20 protein-coding genes are annotated in these 22611 nt (G+C 36.8%); 17 read left to right on the forward strand and 3 right to left on the reverse strand.

Annotation, left to right across the window (positions count from 1 at the left end):
- Positions 1 to 6 precede the first annotated feature (6 nt).
- The 16 genes from MOC86_RS14675 (at position 7) to MOC86_RS14750 (ending at position 16855) form a co-directional block, all read left to right on the forward strand.
- Positions 7 to 1413 carry a sugar porter family MFS transporter gene (locus MOC86_RS14675; RefSeq protein ID WP_268584822.1) on the forward strand — a complete coding sequence of 469 codons (1407 nt, stop codon included), beginning with the start codon at positions 7 to 9 and terminating at the stop codon, positions 1411 to 1413.
- Positions 1414 to 1676: 263 nt separating this feature from the next.
- The gene (locus MOC86_RS14680) at positions 1677 to 1808 is read left to right on the forward strand and encodes a hypothetical protein (RefSeq protein ID WP_268584823.1); all 132 of its coding nucleotides are present in this window, start codon (positions 1677 to 1679) and stop codon (positions 1806 to 1808) included.
- Positions 1805 to 1936 (forward strand): hypothetical protein, encoded by a 132-nt coding sequence (locus MOC86_RS14685; protein WP_268584824.1) that lies wholly within the window; start codon positions 1805 to 1807, stop codon positions 1934 to 1936. Before MOC86_RS14680 ends, MOC86_RS14685 begins: the two co-directional genes overlap by 4 nt.
- A gap of 12 nt (positions 1937 to 1948) precedes the next feature.
- Entirely contained in the window at positions 1949 to 2284 is a 336-nt protein-coding gene (locus MOC86_RS14690) for a hypothetical protein (RefSeq protein ID WP_268584825.1), read from the forward strand.
- A gap of 287 nt (positions 2285 to 2571) precedes the next feature.
- On the forward strand, positions 2572 to 3441 hold the full coding sequence (gene fba, locus MOC86_RS14695; RefSeq protein ID WP_268584826.1) for a class II fructose-1,6-bisphosphate aldolase: 870 nt from the start codon (positions 2572 to 2574) through the stop codon (positions 3439 to 3441).
- Between the two features lie 54 nt (positions 3442 to 3495).
- On the forward strand, positions 3496 to 4257 hold the full coding sequence (locus MOC86_RS14700) for a DeoR/GlpR family DNA-binding transcription regulator (protein ID WP_268584827.1): 762 nt from the start codon (positions 3496 to 3498) through the stop codon (positions 4255 to 4257).
- A 496-nt stretch (positions 4258 to 4753) separates the two neighbouring features.
- Entirely contained in the window at positions 4754 to 6688 is a 1935-nt protein-coding gene (iolD, locus tag MOC86_RS14705; protein WP_268584828.1) for a 3D-(3,5/4)-trihydroxycyclohexane-1,2-dione acylhydrolase (decyclizing), read from the forward strand.
- Positions 6689 to 6727: 39 nt separating this feature from the next.
- The gene (gene iolB, locus MOC86_RS14710) at positions 6728 to 7546 is read left to right on the forward strand and encodes a 5-deoxy-glucuronate isomerase (RefSeq protein ID WP_019395393.1); all 819 of its coding nucleotides are present in this window, start codon (positions 6728 to 6730) and stop codon (positions 7544 to 7546) included.
- A gap of 12 nt (positions 7547 to 7558) precedes the next feature.
- Positions 7559 to 8566, forward strand: coding sequence for a 5-dehydro-2-deoxygluconokinase (gene iolC / locus MOC86_RS14715; protein ID WP_268584829.1), 1008 nt, complete (start codon positions 7559 to 7561; stop codon positions 8564 to 8566).
- Between the two features lie 40 nt (positions 8567 to 8606).
- A complete protein-coding gene (locus MOC86_RS14720; RefSeq protein WP_268584830.1) occupies positions 8607 to 10064 on the forward strand; it encodes a CoA-acylating methylmalonate-semialdehyde dehydrogenase in 1458 nt (485 codons plus the stop codon).
- A gap of 114 nt (positions 10065 to 10178) precedes the next feature.
- Positions 10179 to 11366: an MFS transporter gene (locus MOC86_RS14725; RefSeq protein ID WP_268584831.1), complete on the forward strand. Its 1188-nt coding sequence runs from the start codon at positions 10179 to 10181 to the stop codon at positions 11364 to 11366.
- 35 nt (positions 11367 to 11401) lie between these two features.
- Positions 11402 to 12439 (forward strand): Gfo/Idh/MocA family protein, encoded by a 1038-nt coding sequence (locus MOC86_RS14730; protein WP_268584832.1) that lies wholly within the window; start codon positions 11402 to 11404, stop codon positions 12437 to 12439.
- A 630-nt stretch (positions 12440 to 13069) separates the two neighbouring features.
- Positions 13070 to 14086 (forward strand): LacI family DNA-binding transcriptional regulator, encoded by a 1017-nt coding sequence (locus MOC86_RS14735; protein ID WP_061805114.1) that lies wholly within the window; start codon positions 13070 to 13072, stop codon positions 14084 to 14086.
- 106 nt (positions 14087 to 14192) lie between these two features.
- A complete protein-coding gene (locus tag MOC86_RS14740) occupies positions 14193 to 14744 on the forward strand; it encodes a peptidoglycan-binding domain-containing protein (RefSeq protein ID WP_268584833.1) in 552 nt (183 codons plus the stop codon).
- A gap of 394 nt (positions 14745 to 15138) precedes the next feature.
- Entirely contained in the window at positions 15139 to 16053 is a 915-nt protein-coding gene (locus MOC86_RS14745) for an SDR family oxidoreductase (RefSeq protein WP_268584834.1), read from the forward strand.
- A gap of 259 nt (positions 16054 to 16312) precedes the next feature.
- On the forward strand, positions 16313 to 16855 hold the full coding sequence (locus tag MOC86_RS14750; protein ID WP_268584835.1) for a histidine phosphatase family protein: 543 nt from the start codon (positions 16313 to 16315) through the stop codon (positions 16853 to 16855).
- A gap of 161 nt (positions 16856 to 17016) precedes the next feature.
- Here the strand turns inward: MOC86_RS14750 and MOC86_RS14755 are convergent, their stop codons facing one another.
- The 3 genes from MOC86_RS14755 to garD form a co-directional block, all read right to left on the reverse strand.
- Complete coding sequence (locus MOC86_RS14755; RefSeq protein ID WP_268584836.1) at positions 17017 to 18207, reverse strand: MFS transporter; 1191 nt, start codon at positions 18205 to 18207, stop codon at positions 17017 to 17019.
- Positions 18208 to 18236: 29 nt separating this feature from the next.
- Entirely contained in the window at positions 18237 to 18665 is a 429-nt protein-coding gene (locus tag MOC86_RS14760) for a MarR family winged helix-turn-helix transcriptional regulator (RefSeq protein WP_268584837.1), read from the reverse strand.
- Between the two features lie 148 nt (positions 18666 to 18813).
- Entirely contained in the window at positions 18814 to 20349 is a 1536-nt protein-coding gene (gene garD / locus MOC86_RS14765; protein ID WP_268584838.1) for a galactarate dehydratase, read from the reverse strand.
- Positions 20350 to 20577: 228 nt separating this feature from the next.
- Here garD and MOC86_RS14770 point away from each other — a divergent pair, with 228 nt between their 5' ends.
- A complete protein-coding gene (locus tag MOC86_RS14770) occupies positions 20578 to 22479 on the forward strand; it encodes a sigma-54-dependent Fis family transcriptional regulator (RefSeq protein WP_268584839.1) in 1902 nt (633 codons plus the stop codon).
- Positions 22480 to 22611: the final 132 nt, after the last annotated feature.

Below are 22611 nucleotides of genomic sequence, written 5' to 3' on the forward strand. Positions count from 1 at the left end.
GTTGATATGAATCGAAATTCCTCATTGAGTATGGTCATTATTATTTCAACGTTTGGCGGTCTTCTTTTTGGTTATGATACAGGAGTTATTAACGGTGCATTGCCTTATATGTCAGAAAAAGGCCAACTTGATTTAAATTCTGTTACACAAGGTCTTGTAACAAGTGCCCTACTCTTTGGTGCTGCATTTGGTGCCATTTTTGGTGGAAGGCTTTCAGATCATCATGGTAGGCGTACAAACATTTTATATCTTGCTGTTTTATTCTTTATTTCAACATTAGGATGTACATTTGCTCCAAACGCTACTGTCATGATTATTTCTCGCTTTATATTAGGACTTGCTGTAGGGGGAGCTTCTGTAACCGTTCCTGCCTATTTAGCAGAAGTGTCTCCATCTGAAAGAAGAGGTCGAATCGTAACCCAAAATGAACTTATGATTGTAACTGGTCAGCTTTTAGCATTTACCTTTAATGCTATTCTCGGTACAACACTTGGACATAATCCAGAAGTTTGGCGCTATATGCTTCCAATTGCTGCGGTTCCAGCTGTTATTCTTTTCTTCGGTATGTTAAAAGTTCCTGAAAGTCCAAGATGGCTTGTTTCAAAAGGAAGAAGTCAAGAAGCATTAACCGTTTTAGAAAAAATGCGTGAGAAAAAACGAGCTAAAGAAGAAGTATTAGAAATTGAAACAGCGTTTAAACAAGAAGAGAACATGAAGAAAGCAACTTTAAAGGATCTTTCTGTTCCATGGATTCGCCGTCTTATTTTTATCGGGATTGGGATTGGGGTTGTTCAGCAAATCACAGGTGTTAACTCAATTATGTACTATGGAACTGAAATTTTAAAAGATTCAGGGTTTGGAACAGAGGCAGCTCTTGTTGGGAACATTGCCAATGGTGTCATCTCCGTTCTAGCCACATTTGTCGGAATTTGGCTGCTTGGTAAAGTTGGGCGTCGGCCAATGCTTATTACAGGCCTTATTGGTACAACATCAGCACTTCTTTTAATTGGAATTCTTTCCTTAACGCTTGAAGGGTCACCGGCTCTTCCGTATATTGTACTAACGTTAACAGTTACGTTTCTAGCGTTCCAACAAGGAGCTGTTTCACCTGTAACATGGCTCATGCTTTCAGAAATTTTCCCGCTTCGTATGCGTGGAATGGGAATGGGAATTACCGTATTTTGTCTATGGATTGCCAACTTCCTTGTTGGCTTAACTTTCCCAATTTTGCTTGCTGCTATTGGACTTTCTACAACGTTCTTCGTTTTTGTTGTATTAGGAATTGTAGCTATTACATTTGTGAAAAAAGCTCTTCCTGAGACAAAAGGTCTGACACTGGAGCAAATTGAGGAAAACTTCAGAAACTATAAACAAGCTCCTGCTATAGCAGACAAAGAAGTTATCTCAAAATAAATAGCTGAAGATTCTATCATTTTTAATCTTGAGAAATGAATAAGAATGTTGAAAGTTCTAATTTCATTGCGAAATCGATCATCATAAAGTCTCTCAAAAGAAGTAATGAGGAATATAAGCAAAAAGGTTTTCTGGAAACTTCCAGAAAACCTTTTTGCTTTGTTTAGATTGAAAAATGAATAGCTTTGTATAAGAGGTACGTTCGCTTCTTATATTAATTGAAACTAGTAAGGATGTAACTAGCAATTTGTAAGGTGATGAGCATGTGGAAAACAGTAGTGAATTATATTCCAGAATGGACGACTTTTGTTCAAGCATTTATTGTCTTTATTGTTCCATACGGTATTTATAAGATGTTTGAATGGATTCAGCGTGAAGAAGATGATGAAGTATGAAAGCTCAACAACAGAAAGGTAAAAAGACGGAGAATAAGAAGCAACAAAGAGAAGCTAGCAAAAACAAGCGCGAAATAGACGTTGACTTGCTTCAAGAAGAAATAGGTCATAATTCAGATGTTCAGTAGTCTTATATTAATGTGAGTGAAACAGGAAACTCTATTCACGAAATAGGGAGAAACGTTTCATTAGAAAACGATACGCTTATTATAAGCTATCATATGAAAGTGATTGTTATTAGTCAAAAGCTTGCTTCAAAATATAGTCTTGAAAAACTATTAGATCAAGACCTTCGTGATAATGAATTTAGACCAAGCTGTCTCGTTTTAATTAGTAATGGAAGAGCAAGTAACACGTTGAAATCTAATGTTCCAGGAGAAACTCCAGCTTTTCGATTAGCAGGAATTGTAGACAATAGCTATCTACAACAAAAATTTTGGCAACTGTGGCATATCAACAGAAACAAAAAAGGATAAAAGGAGAACTTTCTTTCCAAATAGGAGAGTTTTTTTTGTTTATTTTCTCCCTATAAACTTAGCTAAAAGAGGATAGTTCTTTGCTCGAAAGGAAAAAAATATTGACTGATAACGCTTTTATACTTATGATAGGAATAGATATAACCAAAACATAACCAAGAATTAATAATAAAGTGATAATCTTGAAAGCTGATTCTTATTTTTAAAAGTTTTAATGAAAGTGCTTACAAGTTATTTGTTTTTATGTAGGGTTAAATTTGATACTTTAATAGAAGAGGTGCTGTATAATGACGGTAGTGCAAACGAAACTAATTTCAATGAAAGAAATACTAGTAAAAGCGAAAGAAGAAAAATATGCGGTTGGACAATATAACATTAATAGTTTGCAATGGATACAAGCTATTTTACAGGCGGCAGAGGAAGAAAAAGCCCCTGTTATTGCAGCTGCATCAGATCGTCTAGTAGATTATCTCGGTGGATTTAAAACAATCTCAGCAATGGTGAGTTCCCTTGTTGAAGAGATGAATATTACTGTTCCTGTTGTTTTACATCTTGATCATGGAAGTAGTTTTGAACGGTGTAAAGAAGCTATTGATGCAGGATTTAGCTCTGTTATGTTTGATGGTTCTCATTCTCCAATTGATGAAAATATTGCCGTTACTAAAAAAGTGGTCGAGTATGCTCATGCAAGAGGAGTTTCGGTTGAAGCGGAAGTGGGAACTGTTGGTGGTATGGAAGATGGACTTTTTGGTAATATAGTGTATGCAGACCCTCAAGAATGTTTGCGTCTTGTACAAGAGACAGGAGTAGATGCGTTGGCTGCTGCGCTTGGCTCTGTTCATGGTCAATATAAAGGAGAGCCAAAGCTTGGATTTGAAGAAATGAAGGTCATTTCAAACTTAACGAACGTTCCCCTTGTATTACATGGTGGTTCTGGAATTCCAAATTATCAAATTCAAAAGGCTATTGACTATGGTCATGCTAAAATCAATGTAAATACAGAATGTCTCATGTCATGGACAAAAGCCGTTCGTAACGCTCTTGAACAAAATACAGAAACGTATAATCCACATGATTTCTTAATTCCTGGAAAAGAAGCTGTTATGAATACAGTAAAAGAAAAAATGAAAGAATTTAAAACAAGCGGCAAAGCATAAAAGGGAAAGTATACGTTTATGAACTCAATATTATAAAAGAATAGGAAGATAGAAATGTTAAAAGCTAAACGAATTCAACAAATTCAAGACTACGTTCTTGAACATCAGTCCGTCTCTTTAGATGAGCTTGTAACCGTATTTGACGTTTCTAAAAATACTATTCGAAGAGATGTACAAATGCTCGTTGATCAAGGGGTAGTAAAAAAAGTATATGGTGGAGTTGCGGTTGATCATGCTCAACTTGAGTCATTTAACGATCGAAAAACCCGCAACCAGCTTGCAAAGCAAGCAATTGCTAAAGAAGCGGCAAATTATGTAGAAGACGGAGACGTTATTTTCATCGACTCAGGTACAACAACGCTTGAAATGTTGGAGTTTGTGAAAAATAAAAATATAACCGTTATTACAAACAATCTTGATTTCATTGTATATGCTCTTCCTTATGAGAATTTAAAAGTCATTTCAACGGGTGGGGCACTTGAACGTGAAACAAAATCATTTTCAAGTTTTAAGAACATGGACTTATTAAAAACGTATAACGTGAACAAAGCTTTCATGGCTTCAACAGGTGTTTCCATTTCCAACGGGGTTACAAACTCGTCTCCTGTTGAAAGTGAAATTAAACAAGCTGTTGTAAGGAGAAGTGTTGAAGTGTTTTTACTTATTGATCATACAAAGTTTGATAAGTATGCGCTTATTACGTATTGTGAATTAGCGGAGTTAGATTATTTAATTACAGATGCTTCGCCAAATGAAAGCTATGGAAACTACGCAGAAAGAAATAATATAAATATTGTAGTTGCTCAAAACGATTAGAGGATGATATGAAAAAGGGCATCCATTTCTTATGGATGCTCGATCATAAAAAGTATATTTTAATATTAAAAATTTTTTTAAAAAAGGTTTACAAAAGCGTTTTCATATTATACACTAAGACCATAGAAGAAAACGTTTTATTATTAAGTGAATGAAATCGATTTCAGGAGGTTTCTACTCTATCTCTGAAGCTTTCAAGTTTTCTATAAGTTGTGAAGTTACTTATACGACAACATTCAACAAAAAATGCTGAAAAGTGACAAGGTAAGAGTAGAACAAAGGATAAAAGAAGCATTAAATGAAATCGATTTCTTAAAAAAGAGGATAATATTTCATCTGTTAGTTTTCTTTTCGAATGAAAAAGAGCTTAATAATAAAGATTTATAGTATATTAAAAGAAAAGAGATTAATATTTTTTTAAGTTTAAATGAAATCGATTCCATCGCATTTTATATAGGATGGGATCAGCAATCTACAAAGATAAGGTAGGAATGCTATGAAAACAATTCGTTTAACAACAGCTCAAGCATTAGTAAAGTTTTTGAATCAACAATATGTAGAGTTTGATGGTAAAGAAGAGAAGTTTGTACAAGGAGTTTTTACAATCTTCGGACATGGAAACGTATTAGGTCTAGGACAAGCACTTGAAGAAGATGCTGGCGATCTAAGAGTTTATCAAGGGAGAAATGAACAAGGAATGGCTCTTGCTGCAACAGCTTATGCCAAGCAAAATCATCGCAAAAAGATCATTGCTTGTACATCATCAGTAGGGCCAGGAGCAGCGAATATGGTAACAGCAGCTGGAACAGCTTCAGCAAATAATATTCCGCTTTTGCTTCTTCCAGGAGACACATTTGCAACACGTCAACCAGATCCAGTTCTGCAGCAAGTTGAGCATTATCATAACTTAACGGTAACAACAAATGACGCGTTTCGTGCGGTAAGTAAATATTGGGACCGCGTAACTCGTCCAGAACATTTAATGACAGCGATGATTAACGCGATGCGCGTGTTAACAGATCCTGCAAATACTGGAGCTGTTACAGTTTGTCTTCCACAAGATGTGCAAGGTGAAGCATATGAGTTTCCAGAATACTTCTTTAAGAAACGCGTTCATCGTATTGATCGCCGTGTTCCAACAGAAAGTGATATCAAAGAAGCGGTGGCTCTTATTAAAGAAAAGAAAAAGCCAATTATCGTTTGTGGTGGCGGGGTACGTTACTCAGAAGCTGCTGAAGCTCTTAAAAGCTTTTCAGAGAAATTTAATATCCCTTATGGAGAAACACAAGCTGGAAAAAGCGCCGTTGAAAGCTCTCACTCTCACAACTTAGGGGGAATTGGAATCACAGGAACACTCGCTTCTAACCTAATGGCAAAAGAAGCTGACCTTGTGATTGGTGTTGGAACTCGCTACTCAGATTTCACAACAGGATCTAAACAGCTTTTCCAAAACGAAAATGTTCAGTTCTTATCTATTAATACATCTGAATATCATGCTTACAAACTTGATGCAACAAAAGTTGTTGGTGATGCGAAGTTAGCTCTACAAAAACTTGAAGAAGAACTTTCAAACATCGATTACAAGTCAAGCTATAGTGATGAAATTCAAAGAGCGAAAGAAGCATGGAATAAAGAAGTGGATCGTTTATACAGCATTCGATATGATGAAAATCAATTTATTCCAGAAGCAGGAGATCATCTTCCACACGTATTACCTGAGTTTGCTGAGCAATTTGGCTCAACGATTACACAAACAGAAGTGCTTGAATTTATAAATGAACATGTAGCAGATGATGCAATTGTTGTCGGTGCTGCAGGAAGTCTTCCAAGTGACTTACAAAGAATGTGGAAGTCGCGCACACCAAATACGTATCACATGGAGTATGGCTATTCTTGTATGGGTTATGAAGTTTCAGGAGCGCTTGGTGTTAAGCTGGCTGAGCCTGAAAAAGAAGTATATGTAATGACAGGAGACGGAAGTTACCTTATGCTTCACTCTGAACTTGTGACAAGTATTCAAGAGCGCAAAAAAATCAATATTGTTCTTATCGACAATGCGGCATTTGGGTGCATTAATAACTTACAAATGAACAATGGAATGGGAAGCTTTGGTACAGAGTTCCGCTACCGCAATGAAGAAACAGGCAAGATGGATGGCGATCTTATCAAAATTGACTTTGCAAAAAGTGCTGAAGGATACGGAGTGAAAACGTATCAAGTAACAACAATGGAACAGTTGAAAGAAGCGCTTGAAGATTCTAAAAAACAAGAAGTTTCAACGCTTTTAGATATTAAAGTATTGCCAAAAACAATGACAAGAGATTTTGAATCATGGTGGAACATTGGCGTTGCAGAAACGTCTAAGAAACAATCAATTCAAGATGCTTATGAAAGAAAAGAAAGCGTATTACAAACGGCTAGAAAGTATTAAGCATAGCGTTAAAATTCTTAACTAGGAGCGTGACAAAGTATGGCAGATTTAATTGTACCAAGTCAAACACCTGATGAAGAAGGAAAAGTATTAAGTATTACACCAGAATCAGCAGGATGGGAATATATCGGATTTGAAGTGTACGCTTTAGAAAAAGGAAAAAAACTTAAAAAAGAAACAGGAAATCAAGAAGTATGCGTTGTGTTACTAACAGGTAAAGCGAACGTGTCTACTAAAAAAGAAACATTTGAAAATATCGGAGAGAGAATGAGTGTTTTTGAAAAAATTCCTCCATACTCTGTTTACATTCCAAATGAGGATGAGTATGAAGTTGAGGCTCTAACAGATTTAGAAATTGCCGTATGTGCAGCGCCTGGTAAAGGTACATACGAAGCTCGCTTAATCGGCCCAGAGGATGTAGGTGTTGAAGATAGAGGAGCTGGCAATATTTCAAGAAAAGTGCAAAACATTCTTCCAGAACAAAAGCCAGCTGATAGCCTTCTTGTCGTAGAAGTTTTTACACCTGAAGGAAACTGGTCAAGCTATCCTCCTCACAAGCATGATCAAAATAACTTGCCGCACGAGTCATACTTGGAAGAAACATACTACCACCGCGTGAATCCTGGTCATGGATTTGCCGTACAGCGCGTCTACACAGACGACAAATCTCTTGATGAAACAATGGTTATTAAAGATGGAGATGCTGTATTAGTTCCAAAAGGCTATCATCCTGTATCAGCTCCTCCAGGATATGAAGTATATTATTTAAACGTTATGGCTGGACCTGTTCGCACATGGAAATTTAACAATAGCAAAGACCATGAGTGGATTATGGAAGATAAGCTAGCGCTAAAGTAAAGGGAGGATAACATGAGCTATTTAACATTCGATTCTGAAAAGAAATTTGATTTAGTGGCTATTGGCAGACTTTGTGTCGACTTGAATGCAAATGAAATCAATCGTCCAATGGAAGAAACAATGACGTTTACAAAATATGTTGGAGGTTCTCCTGCAAATATCGCGATCGGCTTATCTCGTTTAGGAATGAAAACAGGTTTTATTGGTAAAATTGCCGACGACCAAATGGGCCGCTTTATTACAAGCTACCTAGAAAAGCACGAGATTAATACAGATAGCGTTATTACAGATAAAACAGGAGCTGTAACAGGGCTTGCTTTTACAGAAATCAAAAGTCCTGAAGAATGCAGTATCCTAATGTATCGAGACAATGTAGCAGATTTAAAATTAGAACCAACAGAAGTATCTGAAGAGTATATTAAACAATCAAAATCTCTTCTAATCTCTGGAACAGCACTTGCTAAAAGCCCTTCGCGTGAAGCAGTGTTTATGGCACTTGAATATGCACGAAAAAATAATGTTCCAGTTTTCTTTGATATTGACTATCGTCCATATACATGGACATCTGAAGCCGAAACAGCTGTTTACTACAACTTAGCTGCGGAAAAATCAGATGTAATTATTGGAACACGAGAAGAATTTGACATGATGGAAAAACTGTTAAATCTAGAAGAGTCAAATGATCAAGTAACAGCAGAGCGTTGGTTCTCCCACAATGCCAAAATTGTCGTAATTAAACATGGTGGAGATGGATCTATTGCGTATACAAATGACGGGAAATCTCACCGCGGGGGCATCTTTAAAACAAAAGTGCTGAAAACATTCGGTGCTGGTGACTCATATGCTTCAGCTTTCATTTATGGACTCATGCATGATTACTCTGTTGCAGAAGCGATGCGCTTTGGAGGAGCTTCCGCATCTATTGTAATTTCTAAGCACAGTAGCTCAGATGCAATGCCAACCATAGAAGAAATTAAAGGATTTATGGAGACGGCTGAAGAAGTATTGCAAAAAGCATAAAAATCACGAAGTATAAAACAACTCAAAGGGGAGAATATTCATGGCACAAACAACAGTAAAAGAAGTTCAAAACTATATTGGTGGACAATGGGTAGCATCATCTACAACACTTACAGAATCTGTTTACAATCCAGCAACAGGCGAAGTAATCGCAGAAGTACCTCTTTCTACAAAATCAGACGTCGATCAAGCGGTTCAAGTAGCAAACGAAGCTTTCAAAACATGGTCAAAAACAGCGGTTCCAAAACGCGCTCGTATTCTATTTAAATATCAGCAGCTTCTTGTTGATAACTGGGATGAGCTTGCAAAGCTTGTTACAATTGAAAACGGAAAAAGCTTTAACGAAGCTCGTGGTGAAGTACAGCGCGGAATCGAATGCGTAGAGTTTGCTGCAGGCGCTCCAACACTTATGATGGGAAAACAACTTCCAGATATCGCAACAAATATTGAATCTGGTATGTATCGTTATCCAATCGGAGTTATTGGCGGAATTACACCGTTTAACTTCCCAATGATGGTACCATGCTGGATGTTCCCACTTGCAATTGCTTGCGGAAATACATTCGTGTTAAAACCATCTGAAAGAACACCGCTTTTAGCAGCTCGTCTTGTAGAGCTATTTGAAGAAGCTGGTCTTCCAAAAGGCGTTTTAAATATCGTAAACGGTGCACATGATGTTGTAAACGGACTTCTTGAGCATAAAGATGTAAAAGCTATTTCATTCGTAGGTTCTCAGCCAGTTGCTGAATATGTATACAAAAAAGGAACAGAAAACTTAAAACGCGTTCAAGCACTAGCTGGTGCGAAAAACCATTCTATCGTGTTAAATGATGCAGATCTTGATAGTGCAACAAAACAAATCATTGGTGCTGCTTTTGGTTCTGCTGGCGAGCGTTGCATGGCTGCATCTGTTGTAACGGTTCAAGAAGACGTAGCAGACGAGCTTATCGCTAAACTTGTAGAAGAATCTAATAATATGGTAATCGGAAATGGACTAGATGAAAATGTATTCCTAGGACCAGTAATCCGTGAAAACCATAAAGAGCGTACGCTTGGCTACATCCAAAATGGTGTTGAAGAAGGTGCAAAACTTGTTCGCGATGGTCGTAACGATGAAGCTGTAGAAGGCAACGGATATTTTGTTGGACCGACAATCTTTGATAACGTAACACAAGAAATGAAAATTTGGCAGGATGAAATTTTTGCTCCTGTACTTTCTATCATCCGTGTTAAAACGCTTGAAGAAGGAATTGAAATTGCAAACAACTCTCGTTTTGCAAACGGTGCTTGCCTATACACAGACAGTGCATCAAGCGTTCGTACATTCCGCGAAACGATTGAATCAGGCATGTTAGGTATTAATGTAGGAGTTCCAGCTCCAATGGCATTCTTCCCATTCTCTGGCTGGAAAGACTCTTTCTATGGTGATCTACATGCAAATGGTACAGATGGTGTTGAGTTCTATACAAGAAAGAAAATGGTTACAGCTCGCTACTAAAATAAAAGCCAGGAAGGGGAAACCTTTCCTGGTTTAATAAAAACTAAAATGAAATCGATTACAAACATAGGTTACCTTTATAAAACCTGTGAATAGATAATTGGAAGTGATTGATTGAAAGCTTTTCATAGTGTCAGAGATATCGGCATTTTTGCTGTTGTATCTTTTCTTTTTTGGTTTTCACAATTTATCTATGTTCCTATATTTTCTCCTTATATGAGCTCATTAGGTGGAAACTATGCTTTTATTGGGCTTGTTTTAAGTAGCTATGGTCTGATGCAGCTGTTTTTCCGGCTTCCGCTTGGAATTTTTTCAGATCTTACGCGTGTAAGAAAACCGTTTATTATTTTGGGAATGTTGGCAAGTTCAACAAGCTGTCTTTTGTTCACTTTTACAGATAGCTTAACTCTCGTTTTCATTTCACGCTGTTTAGCTGGGTTCGGGGCTGCAACATGGGTGGCATTTACCATTCTTTATGGGAGCTACTTTAAAGGAGAAAAATCAAATAGAGCGATGAACAGCATTTCCTTTATCGTTGTGCTAGCACAGCTGTTAGGAATGATGCTGAGCGGCTATGTTGTAAGTCATTTAGGCTGGCATGGACCGTTTTGGATTGGAAGTGTTTCAAGTTTGATTGGACTTCTGTTGTCTTTCATGCTTTTTGAAGATAAACAGGGCAGTGAAAGAGAACCAATTAAAATGAAAGAACTTCTTTCAGTTATGCGAAATCCTACTTTGTTGAAAATATCATTTTTATCAATTTTGGCACATAGCATTATCTTCTCAACTATGTTTGGTTTCACTCCAAACTATGCGCTGAATATAGGTCTAACAGAAAACGAACTCACTTTTATTGTTTTTTCTTTTATGATTCCACATGCTATTGCGCCGCTTGTTATTGAAAAGGTATTTCTTTCAAGGTTTAGAGAATGGACAGTTTTAAAGCTAGCTTTCCTTACCGCTGGATGCTTTACATGTCTTATTCCGTTCACTGATACGAAGCTTTTGTTGTGTATTATTCAAAGTGTTAACGGTTTTTCATTAGGAATCATTTTTCCACTTATGCTTGGAATGAGTGTTAAGTCCATTCCAGAACAGAAAAAAGCAACAGCAATGGGAGCGTATCAAGCTCTATATGCAATAGGAATCTTTGCAGGCCCTTTTTTTGCAGGCTTGTTAAATTCGCATCTAGGGATTGAAGCAGGGTTTTACTTTGCAGGAAGTTTAGGGATAGTGGCTACATTAGCCGTTGTTTTATGGAGAAAGAAAACATCTTCATATGAAGTTTCTAGAGCCAAATAAAGCAGAGGGCGCTTTATCTTAAAGGAGGAAAAAATATGACGTTGAAAATTGGTGTAATTGGGACAGGAGCAATTGGACAAGATCATATTCGCAGAATTACGAACGTTTTATCCGGGGGAGAAATCGTTGCTGTAACAGATGTAAATCAAGAACAAGCGAAACAAATTGTAGAAGTAGAAAAGTTAAATGCTAAAGTATACGAGGACGGTCATGCGCTTATTCAGTCAGAAGATGTTGATGCTATCATTGTAACATCATGGGGACCAACACATGAAGAGTTCGTGCTTGCTGCGATTAAGGCAGGAAAGCCGGTTTTCTGTGAAAAACCTCTTGCAACAACAGCAGAAGGATGCAAAAAGATTGTAGATACAGAAATGGCTTACGGAAAACCACTTGTTCAAGTTGGGTATATGCGTCGCTATGACAAAGGATATCAGGCGCTAAAAAATGTGCTTGATTATCAAAAAATTGGAGAACCGCTAATGGTTCACTGCGCACACCGCAATCCAACGGTTCCTGATACATACATCGGTGACATGGCGATTACAGATACGCTTGTTCATGAAATCGATGTTCTACGCTGGTTGCTAAATGACGACTATGCTTCTGTGCAAATTGTTACCCCAAGAACTTCGTCTCTTGCTAAAAACGGATTAAAAGATCCTATTATGGTTCTATTAGAAACGAAAAAAGGGATTCGAATTGATGTTGAAGTATTTGTGAATTGCCAATTTGGTTACGATATTCAGTGCCAAGTTGTGGGAGAAACAGGCACAGCTAATTTACCTGAGCCTTCTAGCGTCATTATGCGAAGCGAAGCTAAGCTTTCAACGGAAATTTTAGTAGACTGGAAAGATCGCTTCATTGAGTCTTATGACATAGAGCTTCAAGACTGGATTAATTCTACGAAAAAAGGCATTGTAAGTGGTCCAACAGCATGGGATGGTTATGTTGTCGCAGTTGTATCAGATGCTTGTGTTGAAGCAAGAAATTCAGGAGAAATTGTTTCAATTGCAACAGGTGATATTCCTGAATTTTATAAGGGTAATTTAAGCATCGTAGGAGAAGCATAAGCATATAATATGTGCTAGATTTGTATCCGTATCATCCACCTATTTTGAAGAAAGATAAAATAACAAGGCTATGTATATACTAAGTTTTAATAGCGTAAAAATGATATGGTAACTTATAATGATCCTTGTAAAGATCTTATTAGATATTTCTACTATAACATGAAAGCTTACACATATTCTTTTGCTAATACTTTCGTCAGCGTATGAAGATTGGCAAAGAAGAGATCTATGAGAACATTCTTTTCTCAAAGGTTCGTAAAATGGAGTTTGACGGCATCACAACAGTAGCCATATTGAAGAAGATCGAGCAGATGAATCTAGTCGCTATATGCTTGAAAGAGCTTCAGAAGAGCTAGCGTTTAGTTCAAATAGTTAATCTTTAAAAGCAGCTGGTGTGAAACGTTTTTTGAATAATGTTTCACACCAATTTTTATATCAAAATAGCTTTTCTCTGTTGAAAATAAGAAGAGGGATATAGAGCCAAAAGCCATTAATCCGTCATGCATCTTTGGGGAAAAGAAAGCTTTCCTTGTTTTTTGTCCTTGATGAACGTGCTAAAATAGAATAGTTGAAAGTGAACGTGAACATTATAAAAAACTATGTGCTACAAATACAAAGGTGAGTGAACGTATGACGAAAATGAGCGATGTGGCCAAGCTAGCTAAAGTAGCGCCTGCGACTGTTTCCCGCGTTTTAAGACACCCACATTTAGTGAGTGATGAAACAAGAGAGAAAGTTCAAAAGGCAATCCACGAGCTAAACTATAAGCCAAATATGATTGCAAGACAGTTTAGAACAAAAGAAACAAAAACAATTCTTGTTGTTGTACCAGATATTACACAACCCTTTTTCTCCCAAGTTTTAAAAGGGATTCAGCATACAGCTGCAGAGCACGGGTACCGGGTTCTTTTAGGAGATACAGAAAACGATGTTGAACAAGAAAGAGAACTTGTGGATCTTATGTTTCAAAGACAAGCTGATGGAATGATTTTATTAACGGCTCGAATGGAAGAAGAGAAAATTGAAGAGCTTTCAAAACAATTTCCTATTGTTCTTGCCTGTGAGTATATTGATGGATTAGATGTATCAACAGTGTCTATTGATAATATTGGTGGGGCACGAAAAGTCACGGAGCATTTAATTCAGTTAGGACATACAAAAATTGCTCATATTGCAGGAGCAATGAACGTTATTTTGAGCCGTGACCGTTTAAAAGGTTATAAACAAGCAATGATAAGTCACGACTTAGAAATTCATTCTTCTTATATTCAAGAAGGAGAGTCAAATCTTGAGTCAGGATACCATCAAATGATCCGCCTCCTGTCCCTTGCAGATCCTCCAACGGCTGTGTTTGTATTTAATGACGAAATGGCTATTGGTGCTATTAAAGCAGCAAAAGACAGCGGATTATCTGTTCCTCAGGACATAGCTATCGTAGGTTTTGATAATCTTCAAATGTCCTCCATTATTGAACCTCACATTACAACGATTGATCAGCCAAAATATGAGATTGGTAAAAAAGCAATGGAGCTTCTTGTTCATCAAATGAAAGGCGAGCCTTTAAAGAGAAAAAAATTTGTATTAACAGATGAGCTTATTGTAAGAGAGTCGTGTGGATTTACGGCTAAACGAATGAGCATAAGATAAGGAAGAGAATCCTAATTTTTAAGGATTCTCTTTTTTTAATAGGTTTAAAATCCTTTCGATTAGGTAATGTAACATATAAGACGGAAAATAAAGGAGACGTTTAACAATGAAAAAGAAATGGTTAGCCGTTGTACCTGCAATAGCTCTATTTGCAGCTCCGTTTGCAACGAGCGCAGAAGCTCATACTACAAATATAAAAGCACCAACAGAAAATGCTACAAACACTGTCCTTTATGAAGGCATTCTTTCACATTCAAAAGAGGTTCAAACACTTCAACAAACATTAACACGTGTAGGATATCCAACAGTTGTAAGCGGGGAATTTGAAGCAGGAACAAAACAAGCTGTTGAAGTATTTCAAGCGAGCCACGGTCTAAAGGTTGATGGCATTGTTGATGAAGAAACATGGAACATGCTTGCTCAAGATGAAGCAATGATCGATTACTCTTTTACAAAAGAACAAGCAATCTCATATGCAAAAGCAAAGTTTGGAGAGGGATTTGTTTTTAGCTCAGATTGGAAATCGAAAGGGGATCAAGATGGACAAACGTACTATCGTGTTCACGTAGCGAGTCAGGAGTTTATTGATGAAGGTGGAACAGGAACAGTAGGTTTCTACTATGTGTATAAAGATGGAAAAGTTATAGAAGAACAATAGGAAAAAGCACTGTAGAATTGTTTTCTACGGTGCTTTTTCAATGACTTTGATGTAATGAATTTACTAAATAGTAGGATAATATTGTTCATACCTTGGATTACAATAATAGGGAGGTCTAGGTCCTATTTTAGGCATTGACCAAGTATATGGATTTGCATTATATAACAGTTGAACTTTCTCATCTGAGTGGTTAACTAACAATAATTTTACTTCGGGATTGTATTCATAATATAGCATACAGAACCTCCTTAAAGCATTACTTCCCTTTACCATATTCAACTTTTACAGCATTGAGCCCGTACTAAGCTTACATATTTTAAAAATAAGAATCTTGCACTATATGGGCTTCTGTGACATAAAGTAACCAGAAGATTGTTGATTAGGAGGATTGCTTATGTCACATGATGAACAAAAAGGTTATCCAATGCACCCTAATTATGGGAAAATAACACGCTATGAAGAGGTTCCAATTACAGTTCCAGAACAACGTCAACTTCGCCAGCCAGGTGTAGAAAAGCTAATGGTTCCACGACCAATCATTGAAAATCCACATTATAAAGGAAGCGGAAAATTAAGAAAAAAGGTTGCCTTGATTACGGGAGGCGACAGTGGGATTGGGGCGGCGATTGCTATCGCTTTTGCTAAAGAAGGAGCTAATGTAGCTCTTTCATATTTAGACGAACATGAGGATGCGAACAGAACAAAGAGCAGAATTGAAGAGCTTGGAAGGCGTTGTTTGTTATTACCAGGAGACTTAAGAGAGAAACAGCAGTGCGTTAATATCGTGAAAGAAACAATCGAAGAATATGGAAGGCTCGATGTACTTTGTAACCATGTTGGTATCCAGTTTCAACAATTAGATTTACTAGATATTACGGATGAGCAATTTGATGATACGTTTAAGGTAAATATCTACTCGCACTTTTATACAACGAGAGCTGCACTTCCATATTTGGATAAGGGTAGTTCGATTATAAATACAGCTTCTGTTGTAGCCTATATAGGAAACAAACAATTGATTGATTATACAGCGACTAAAGCCGCTAATGTTGGATTTACCCGTGCATTAGCTAACAATCTTGTAGATAAAGGGATTAGGGTAAACGCGGTTGCTCCTGGAAGAGTGTGGACACCTCTCATTCCTGCAAGTTTTTCTGCAGATCAGGTTTCACTTGTTGAAAATTCAATGCAGCGTCAAGGTCAACCATTTGAGCTTGCCCCGACGTATGTTTATTTTGCTTCAGATGATTCACGGTTTGTAACTGGTCAAACCTTTCATGTGAATGGAGGAGAATGGACGTCATCTTGATTTTGATAAATAAAAATTTCATAATACCTAATTCTTTAGTAAAGCATGTAAACATAATAAGGTGTAAATGTAGTAAACGAGGCAGTCTTAATGACTGCCATTTTTTTAGGGATAGATAAACATTTTGAGAAAAAAGGCAAACCATATAGTCTTTAAATTTAATGAATAATAAGAATAGAAATTTCTACTCTTTCCTTTTTTCTTAAATTATTTTCTCTTTTACTTTATAATGAAGAAAAATATGGAAAGTGAGGAAAGTATGAAGATTGGGTTAGTGCGTCATTTTAAAGTAAATCATCCGTATCCTACGAAAAGAGTAGAAAGAATTGAGCTCCAACAGTGGCTACAAGGATATGATAAAGCAGACATAGAGGAAAAGAACATTGACCTTTTAGGTATTGAGTGGACAGGTTGTTTTGTAAGTGATTTGCCTCGTGCGCTTACAACAGCAAAATCAATTTATAATGGTGAGCTTTTCGTGCGGTCTGAGCTCCGTGAAATCCCGATTTCTCCTTTTTTTAAAAGAAGCATCAAGCTTTCGGTGAAAAGTCATGCTGTGATTATGCGTCTTGCTTGGCTTTGTAATCATTCTTCCCAGATGGAGAAAAAAGCAGAAGTGAAGAAAAGAGTGGTATCAGTTGTAGACAAAATTTTGGCTGTGAAAAGGAAGAATGTATTAGTTGTAAGTCACGGGGCCCTGATGATTTACTTGCGAAAAGAACTGTTGAAAAGAGGTTTTAAAGGTGAAAAGTTTACACGAGCTCATAATGCTAGGGTTTATTTATATGGAAAAGAAGAGTGAAAATTTCTTTCATTATTTTTTGACTATCAGGAAGCAGAGGGTTTTTAACGAAGGTTGCTAAAATTCCGGTGATTTTTTTCTTCCGTGGATAAGGATAATTTTCGGAGAGAATCATCTCCATAGATAGTAAAAAGGCGCTAATGAGAATTAGCGCCTTTTTGTTATGAAACTTCTGTATGGATCGTATTTTTTTTAGATTTTTTAAACGTTGTGAGTGCAAAATAAATAAGAACCATTGCAACGACAAGGATTGAAGACCAAGCGTACATGGCGCTGTATCCTAGGGCACCAACTGCTTGCCCTAAAATAACGGCACCAACGGCAACTCCTAAATCCATAAAGCTTAAAACCATTGCATTTGCTGTTCCTTTTTTATCTGGGGTAACACGGCTAACAGCCCAAGCCTGGAATGTTGGCTGCATAATTCCATATGCAATTCCATAAAAAATACCGGAAAGAACAAGCATACTAAAGTGTGATGTATGTGAAAGTAAAAGAAGACCAATAATACCTGTGATACACGCAGGATAAATTAAAAACTTATGTCCAAATTGGTCATAAATTTTACCTGAAAAAGGTCTTGTTAAGACAAGCATTGCTCCAACGATAAGAAAGAAGAAAGAAGTTTTTCCTCCAAGACCTGTATCAGCTCCAAGACCGTCTAAATAGTTCACAATACCGGAAAATGTAATATAAAAAATCATGACAAGAAAACATGGTAGAAGTGCCTCTCGTGCAAAAGCATGATCAAGAAGTGATTTTGTATGTGAAATTTTTGGTGGCGTGTATTTATAACGAAGAGCAATTCCACCGACAAATGTCAACACTGTTAAACTGATAGAAAAAATAAGAAGAACATTAAAACCGTATGCATGAATAAGTGATAAAGCAATCATTGGACCAACAGATGTCCCGATACTTGTTGAAAGCCCAAAGTACCCAATTCCTTCTCCAATACGATTTGGCGGAATTAAATTAGTAGCAAATGTTGCTAAAAGAGTTGTAATGATACCAAACCCAATTCCTTGAATAATACGTAAAACAATTAAAAATGGAACAGATTCATTGTTAAAGCTTAATGCGACAGCTACAATAAGAAAAACAAGAGTGATAAGCATTGTTTTTTTCATATTTAGTCTTTCAAGAAACATCCCGATAAATGGTCGAGATAGGATAGCAGCAATCATGAAAACTGTTGTCATTAATCCCCCCGTTGTGGCATTGTTACTAATATCACCTACAAAAACAGGGAACCCTCCTAAAAGGGATTGAAGACTTAGGAAGAACAAAAATGTAATCGTGATAATCATCACATACTGTCCTGTCCAAAGTTTTGTTTTTTCGTGTTCCAAAATATTACCTTCTTTCTTTTTTTAAAAAATTAATTTAGCTTATTCTTCACATTAAACTGAATGTCTTCGAGAACACTCACAAAAGAACGTAGCTTTTCTTCTGAAATCCCATCAAATATTGTTGTGTACAGATTCTCCACATGTGGAAGAACTTTTTCCGTAAGAATCCGCCCCTCACTTGTAATTTCAATAAGGTAAGAGCGCCGGTCATCAGGATTTGGTAAACGTTTTAAAAGATCACGCTTCTCAAGTAAATCTAAAATTTTCGTTAAAGTTGCTTGATCTTTGTCAGCTTTTTCTGCTAATGCTTTTTGTGTTAAATGTTCAACAAAAGAAAGCTGTTTTAAAACGGTCCACTGTTCAGCTGTAATATTGAATGGCTTCAGTGAATGTGTCACAGTACTTCGTAGCAATTTACTTGTTGTGCTCGTGCAAAATCCAATATCATCCTTTAGCATCTATCTCATATACCCCCTGATCAAAATCACATGTTTCCTATTATACATCTTAATATTGTTTGTGTAAATATAGTTTGTATACAAACTATATTTTAAAAGGAATGTTTTCATGACGTAGAAAAACCGTCCTTTCAAAAGGACGGTTTTTTTAAGTGAGGGGAGCAGGATTGAATAAGCAAAGATCATTATGAAGCTTCCAGTAGTCTGCCCATGTTTTCTTTTTACCGCTTGCAACATCAATCATGTAATGAAAAAGTTCTGTGCCAATATCTTCGATTGTCGCATTTCCAGTTGCAATTTCTCCTGCATTAATATCAATTAAATCATGCCACTGCTCTTTCAAAGCATTTCGTGTGGAAACTTTTATAACAGGAGCCATTGCTAGACCATAAGGAGTACCGCGTCCTGTTGTAAAAACGTGCAAATTCATTCCTGAGGCAAGTTGCAGTGTCCCGCAAACAAAATCACTTGCAGGTGTTGCTGCATAGTGAAGGCCTTTTTTAGTTGCTTTTTCTCCAGGTGCTAATACATCTACAATTGGACTTCTTCCAGATTTAACGATAGAACCAAGTGCTTTTTCCACAACATTTGTTAAACCACCTTTTTTATTTCCTGGTGAAGGGTTTGCACTTCTATCAGCTTTTCCTCGCTCTAAGTAGCGATCATACCATTCCATTTCTTTTACTAACTTTCTTTGGACGTCTTCGTTTGCCGCTCGTGGTGTTAACAAATGAACAGCATCACGAACTTCTGTTACTTCAGAAAAGAAGACAGTTGCCCCAGCACGGACGAGAAGATCTGCTGCATATCCAACAGCAGGATTAGCCGTTACTCCAGAGAAAGCATCGCTTCCTCCACATTGTAATCCAACAACTAAGTTGGATAGAGAGCATAATGTGCGTTCTCGTTTATTTAGCCGTTTTAATTTTTCTTCAGCCATTTTCATAATCGTTTCAAGCATACCGTTAAATCCTTGCTCTTCTTGCAGGAGAACAACGTCTCGTTTATCGTCGCTTGATAAAAGCCGACTTGTTGTTAGCTTTTCACATCCAAGTCCAACAACCATCACTTCTCCCCCAAAGTTTGGATGCTTCATTAAATTTTGAACAGTACGAATAGGAATGGCAGCATCATCTGCATCAATAGCAACTCCACAGCCATAGTTATGGTTTAAAGCTACAACGTCGTCAACGTTTGGATAATGGGGCAGAAGTTCTTTCTTGACACGTTCTACAGCATAATCTAGAACACCGACAACACATTGGACACTTGTTGTAACACCGAGGATATTTTTCGTTCCCACACTGCCGTCGTTGTTTTCATAGCCAAGGAACGTATATCCGTTTATAGGCTCCATTTCTTCTGTTTTAGGGCTATCTTGAATAAGCTCTGCTAATGGTGGAGGAACAGGGAGCGAGACAGCACTTTCTTTAATACGACTTCCTTTTTGTAACATTTCACGAGCATATCCAATAATTTCTCCATATCGTATAATGGGTTCTCCAATGGACAGGGAGGTAAGCGAAACTTTATGACCTTGTGGAACATCGTCGATGAGTTTTAAACCACATGGGAACATAGTGTCTTTTGAAAGACCACCTTCATTTACGACAATGGCAACATTATCATTTTCATGTACTTTAATATAAAGAGGGGTACTCTTTTGCTTTTTACTTATTGACATTTTTCCATCTCCTTTTTATAAAAGCTATTATTGTAATATGCAATAAACGTGCCAAGTGAAATGAAAGCGATTTCTTCAAGGATTGTAGGAAGTGAATAAGTATAGGTGTATCATTTTGCAACATATGTTGGCGACATTTGTTGTATTTTACGAGAGATAAGAAAGGAGAAAGAGAAGAAAAGGCGAAAAAGATAAAATAGCCATTTTGGAGAAAAGGGGGAGAAAACGTTGGGGAAAATAATCTTTATTGCACCAGATAAAGCTCTTTATAAAATGGGGCAAAACATGATAAAAAGGTTGTCTTTAGAACAGGAAGTAGAAATCTACTTATCAAGGCTTGGGCGAGCAGTTAAACTAGCTCGTAGCTTACAAAATGATCATGTAGATGTCATTATTTCGAGAGGTGGAACAGCTTCTCTTTTGAGAAAAGAAAACTTAACTATTCCGCTTGTTGACATTCGCGTTACTGGGCAAGATTTAGCAAAGTGTTTTCATGAAAGTAAGAAAAAAACCGGTCTTGTTTCACCTAAAATAGCGCTTTTCGCTTTTGAAAATATGAAAGAAGAAGTAGAAGGCTTATCCTCTATTTTAAATGTGTCGCTTTCCCTTTATAAACTAGAGAAAAAAGAGGATATTTTCACAAAAGTTGATGATCTTTTATTTAAAGACGCAGACATTATTGTAGGGGGAATGAGTACTGCCGTTTATGCACGTAAAAAAGGATTTCAAGCTTGTGTGATTCATTCGGGAGACTTTGCCATTAAGAATGCTCTTTTGGAAGCTAAACGAATTGTAAAGGGTCGGAAAATAGAGAAGAAGAGAACGGAGATGTTTAAAGCGTTGATAGATTACTCAACACAAGGAGTAATTGGGGTAGACGATAAAGGCTTGATTAACGTATTTAACGAAGCAGCAGAGAAGCTTTTAGAAATAGAAGCTAAAAACATCATTGGAAAATCTCTTTCTACTCTTTTTCCATTCTACTCTTTTCACGATTTGAAGGAGAAAAATGAGCTAGGCGAAACGAAAATATACGGAACAAAAACTTTTCTATTTCATAAAATCCCTATTATTGTAGAGGAAAAGATGGTAGGAGGAATGATTGCTTTTCAAGATATTACACATATTCAAAAAATGGAGGAGAAAATTAGAAAAGATGTAGGAAACAAAAACTTGACAGCTTCTTATACCTTTGGAGATATGTTCGGTATTTCTAAAGAGTTAGACCGTGTAAAAAGAACAGGACGTAGAATGGCTAAAACAGAAGCCACTGTTCTTATTTCAGGAGAATCTGGAACAGGGAAAGAGCTTCTAGCTCAAAGCATTCATAGTGAAAGCGAGCGAAGAAATGGTCCATTTGTTGCTATAAACTGTGCTGCTCTTCCTTCTTCCCTTCTTGAAAGTGAGCTTTTCGGATATGAAGAAGGAGCGTTTACAGGAGCGAGACGCAAAGGGAAGAAAGGGCTGTTTGAACTAGCTCATAGAGGAACAGTATTTCTTGATGAATTAGGTGAAATGGACGCCTCTGCACAAAGTAGGTTGTTAAGGGTGCTTCAGGAAAAACAATTTATGCGTGTAGGAGGTCATCAATATATCTCAACAGATGTTAGAGTTATTGCTGCCACAAATCAAAACTTAGTTGAAAGTGTACAAAAAGGAACGTTTAGAGAAGACTTATTTTATCGATTACACGTTTTATCAATTACGATTCCACCTCTTCGTGATAGAAAAAGCGACATTTCTTATCTTGCTAAGCTCTTTCTTCAGCATTATAACGGGAAGTATAAAAGAACATTTTTCTTAAGTGATGATGTATATAAAATGTTAGAGGAGCAACAATGGTTAGGAAATGTAAGAGAATTAAAGCATTTTATAGAGAAACTTGTTGTTGTAGAAGAAAAGGATAGAGTAGAGCGAGAAGATATTGCGCACTATTTTGAAGTGAAATCAATAGCTAAAGAGCAGGAAGAGCAACAGTCATTACAAGAAAGCGAAAAGGAAAAGATTAGAGAAGTAGTGAAGGAGTGTTATGGCAATATCTCGAAAGCAGCACGTCTTTTAGGCATTAACCGAAGTACACTTTATCGAAAGTTACGAAAATATCATATTAAAGTAGAGAAGTCTTATTAAGAAAATGAATACCTTCTTTTTTTAGCTTGATAGAGAGGTTTATAAAAAAAGAAAAGAATAATTTTTTGTAACCGTTGACAAAACAATTTAATTTGTCTTACAATAAAATTGTAAATTATCAGAATGTTTGGA

Source organism: Priestia endophytica, from assembly GCF_026790145.1.
GTDB classification, from domain to species: Bacteria; Bacillota; Bacilli; order Bacillales; family Bacillaceae_H; genus Bacillus_I; species Bacillus_I endophytica_A.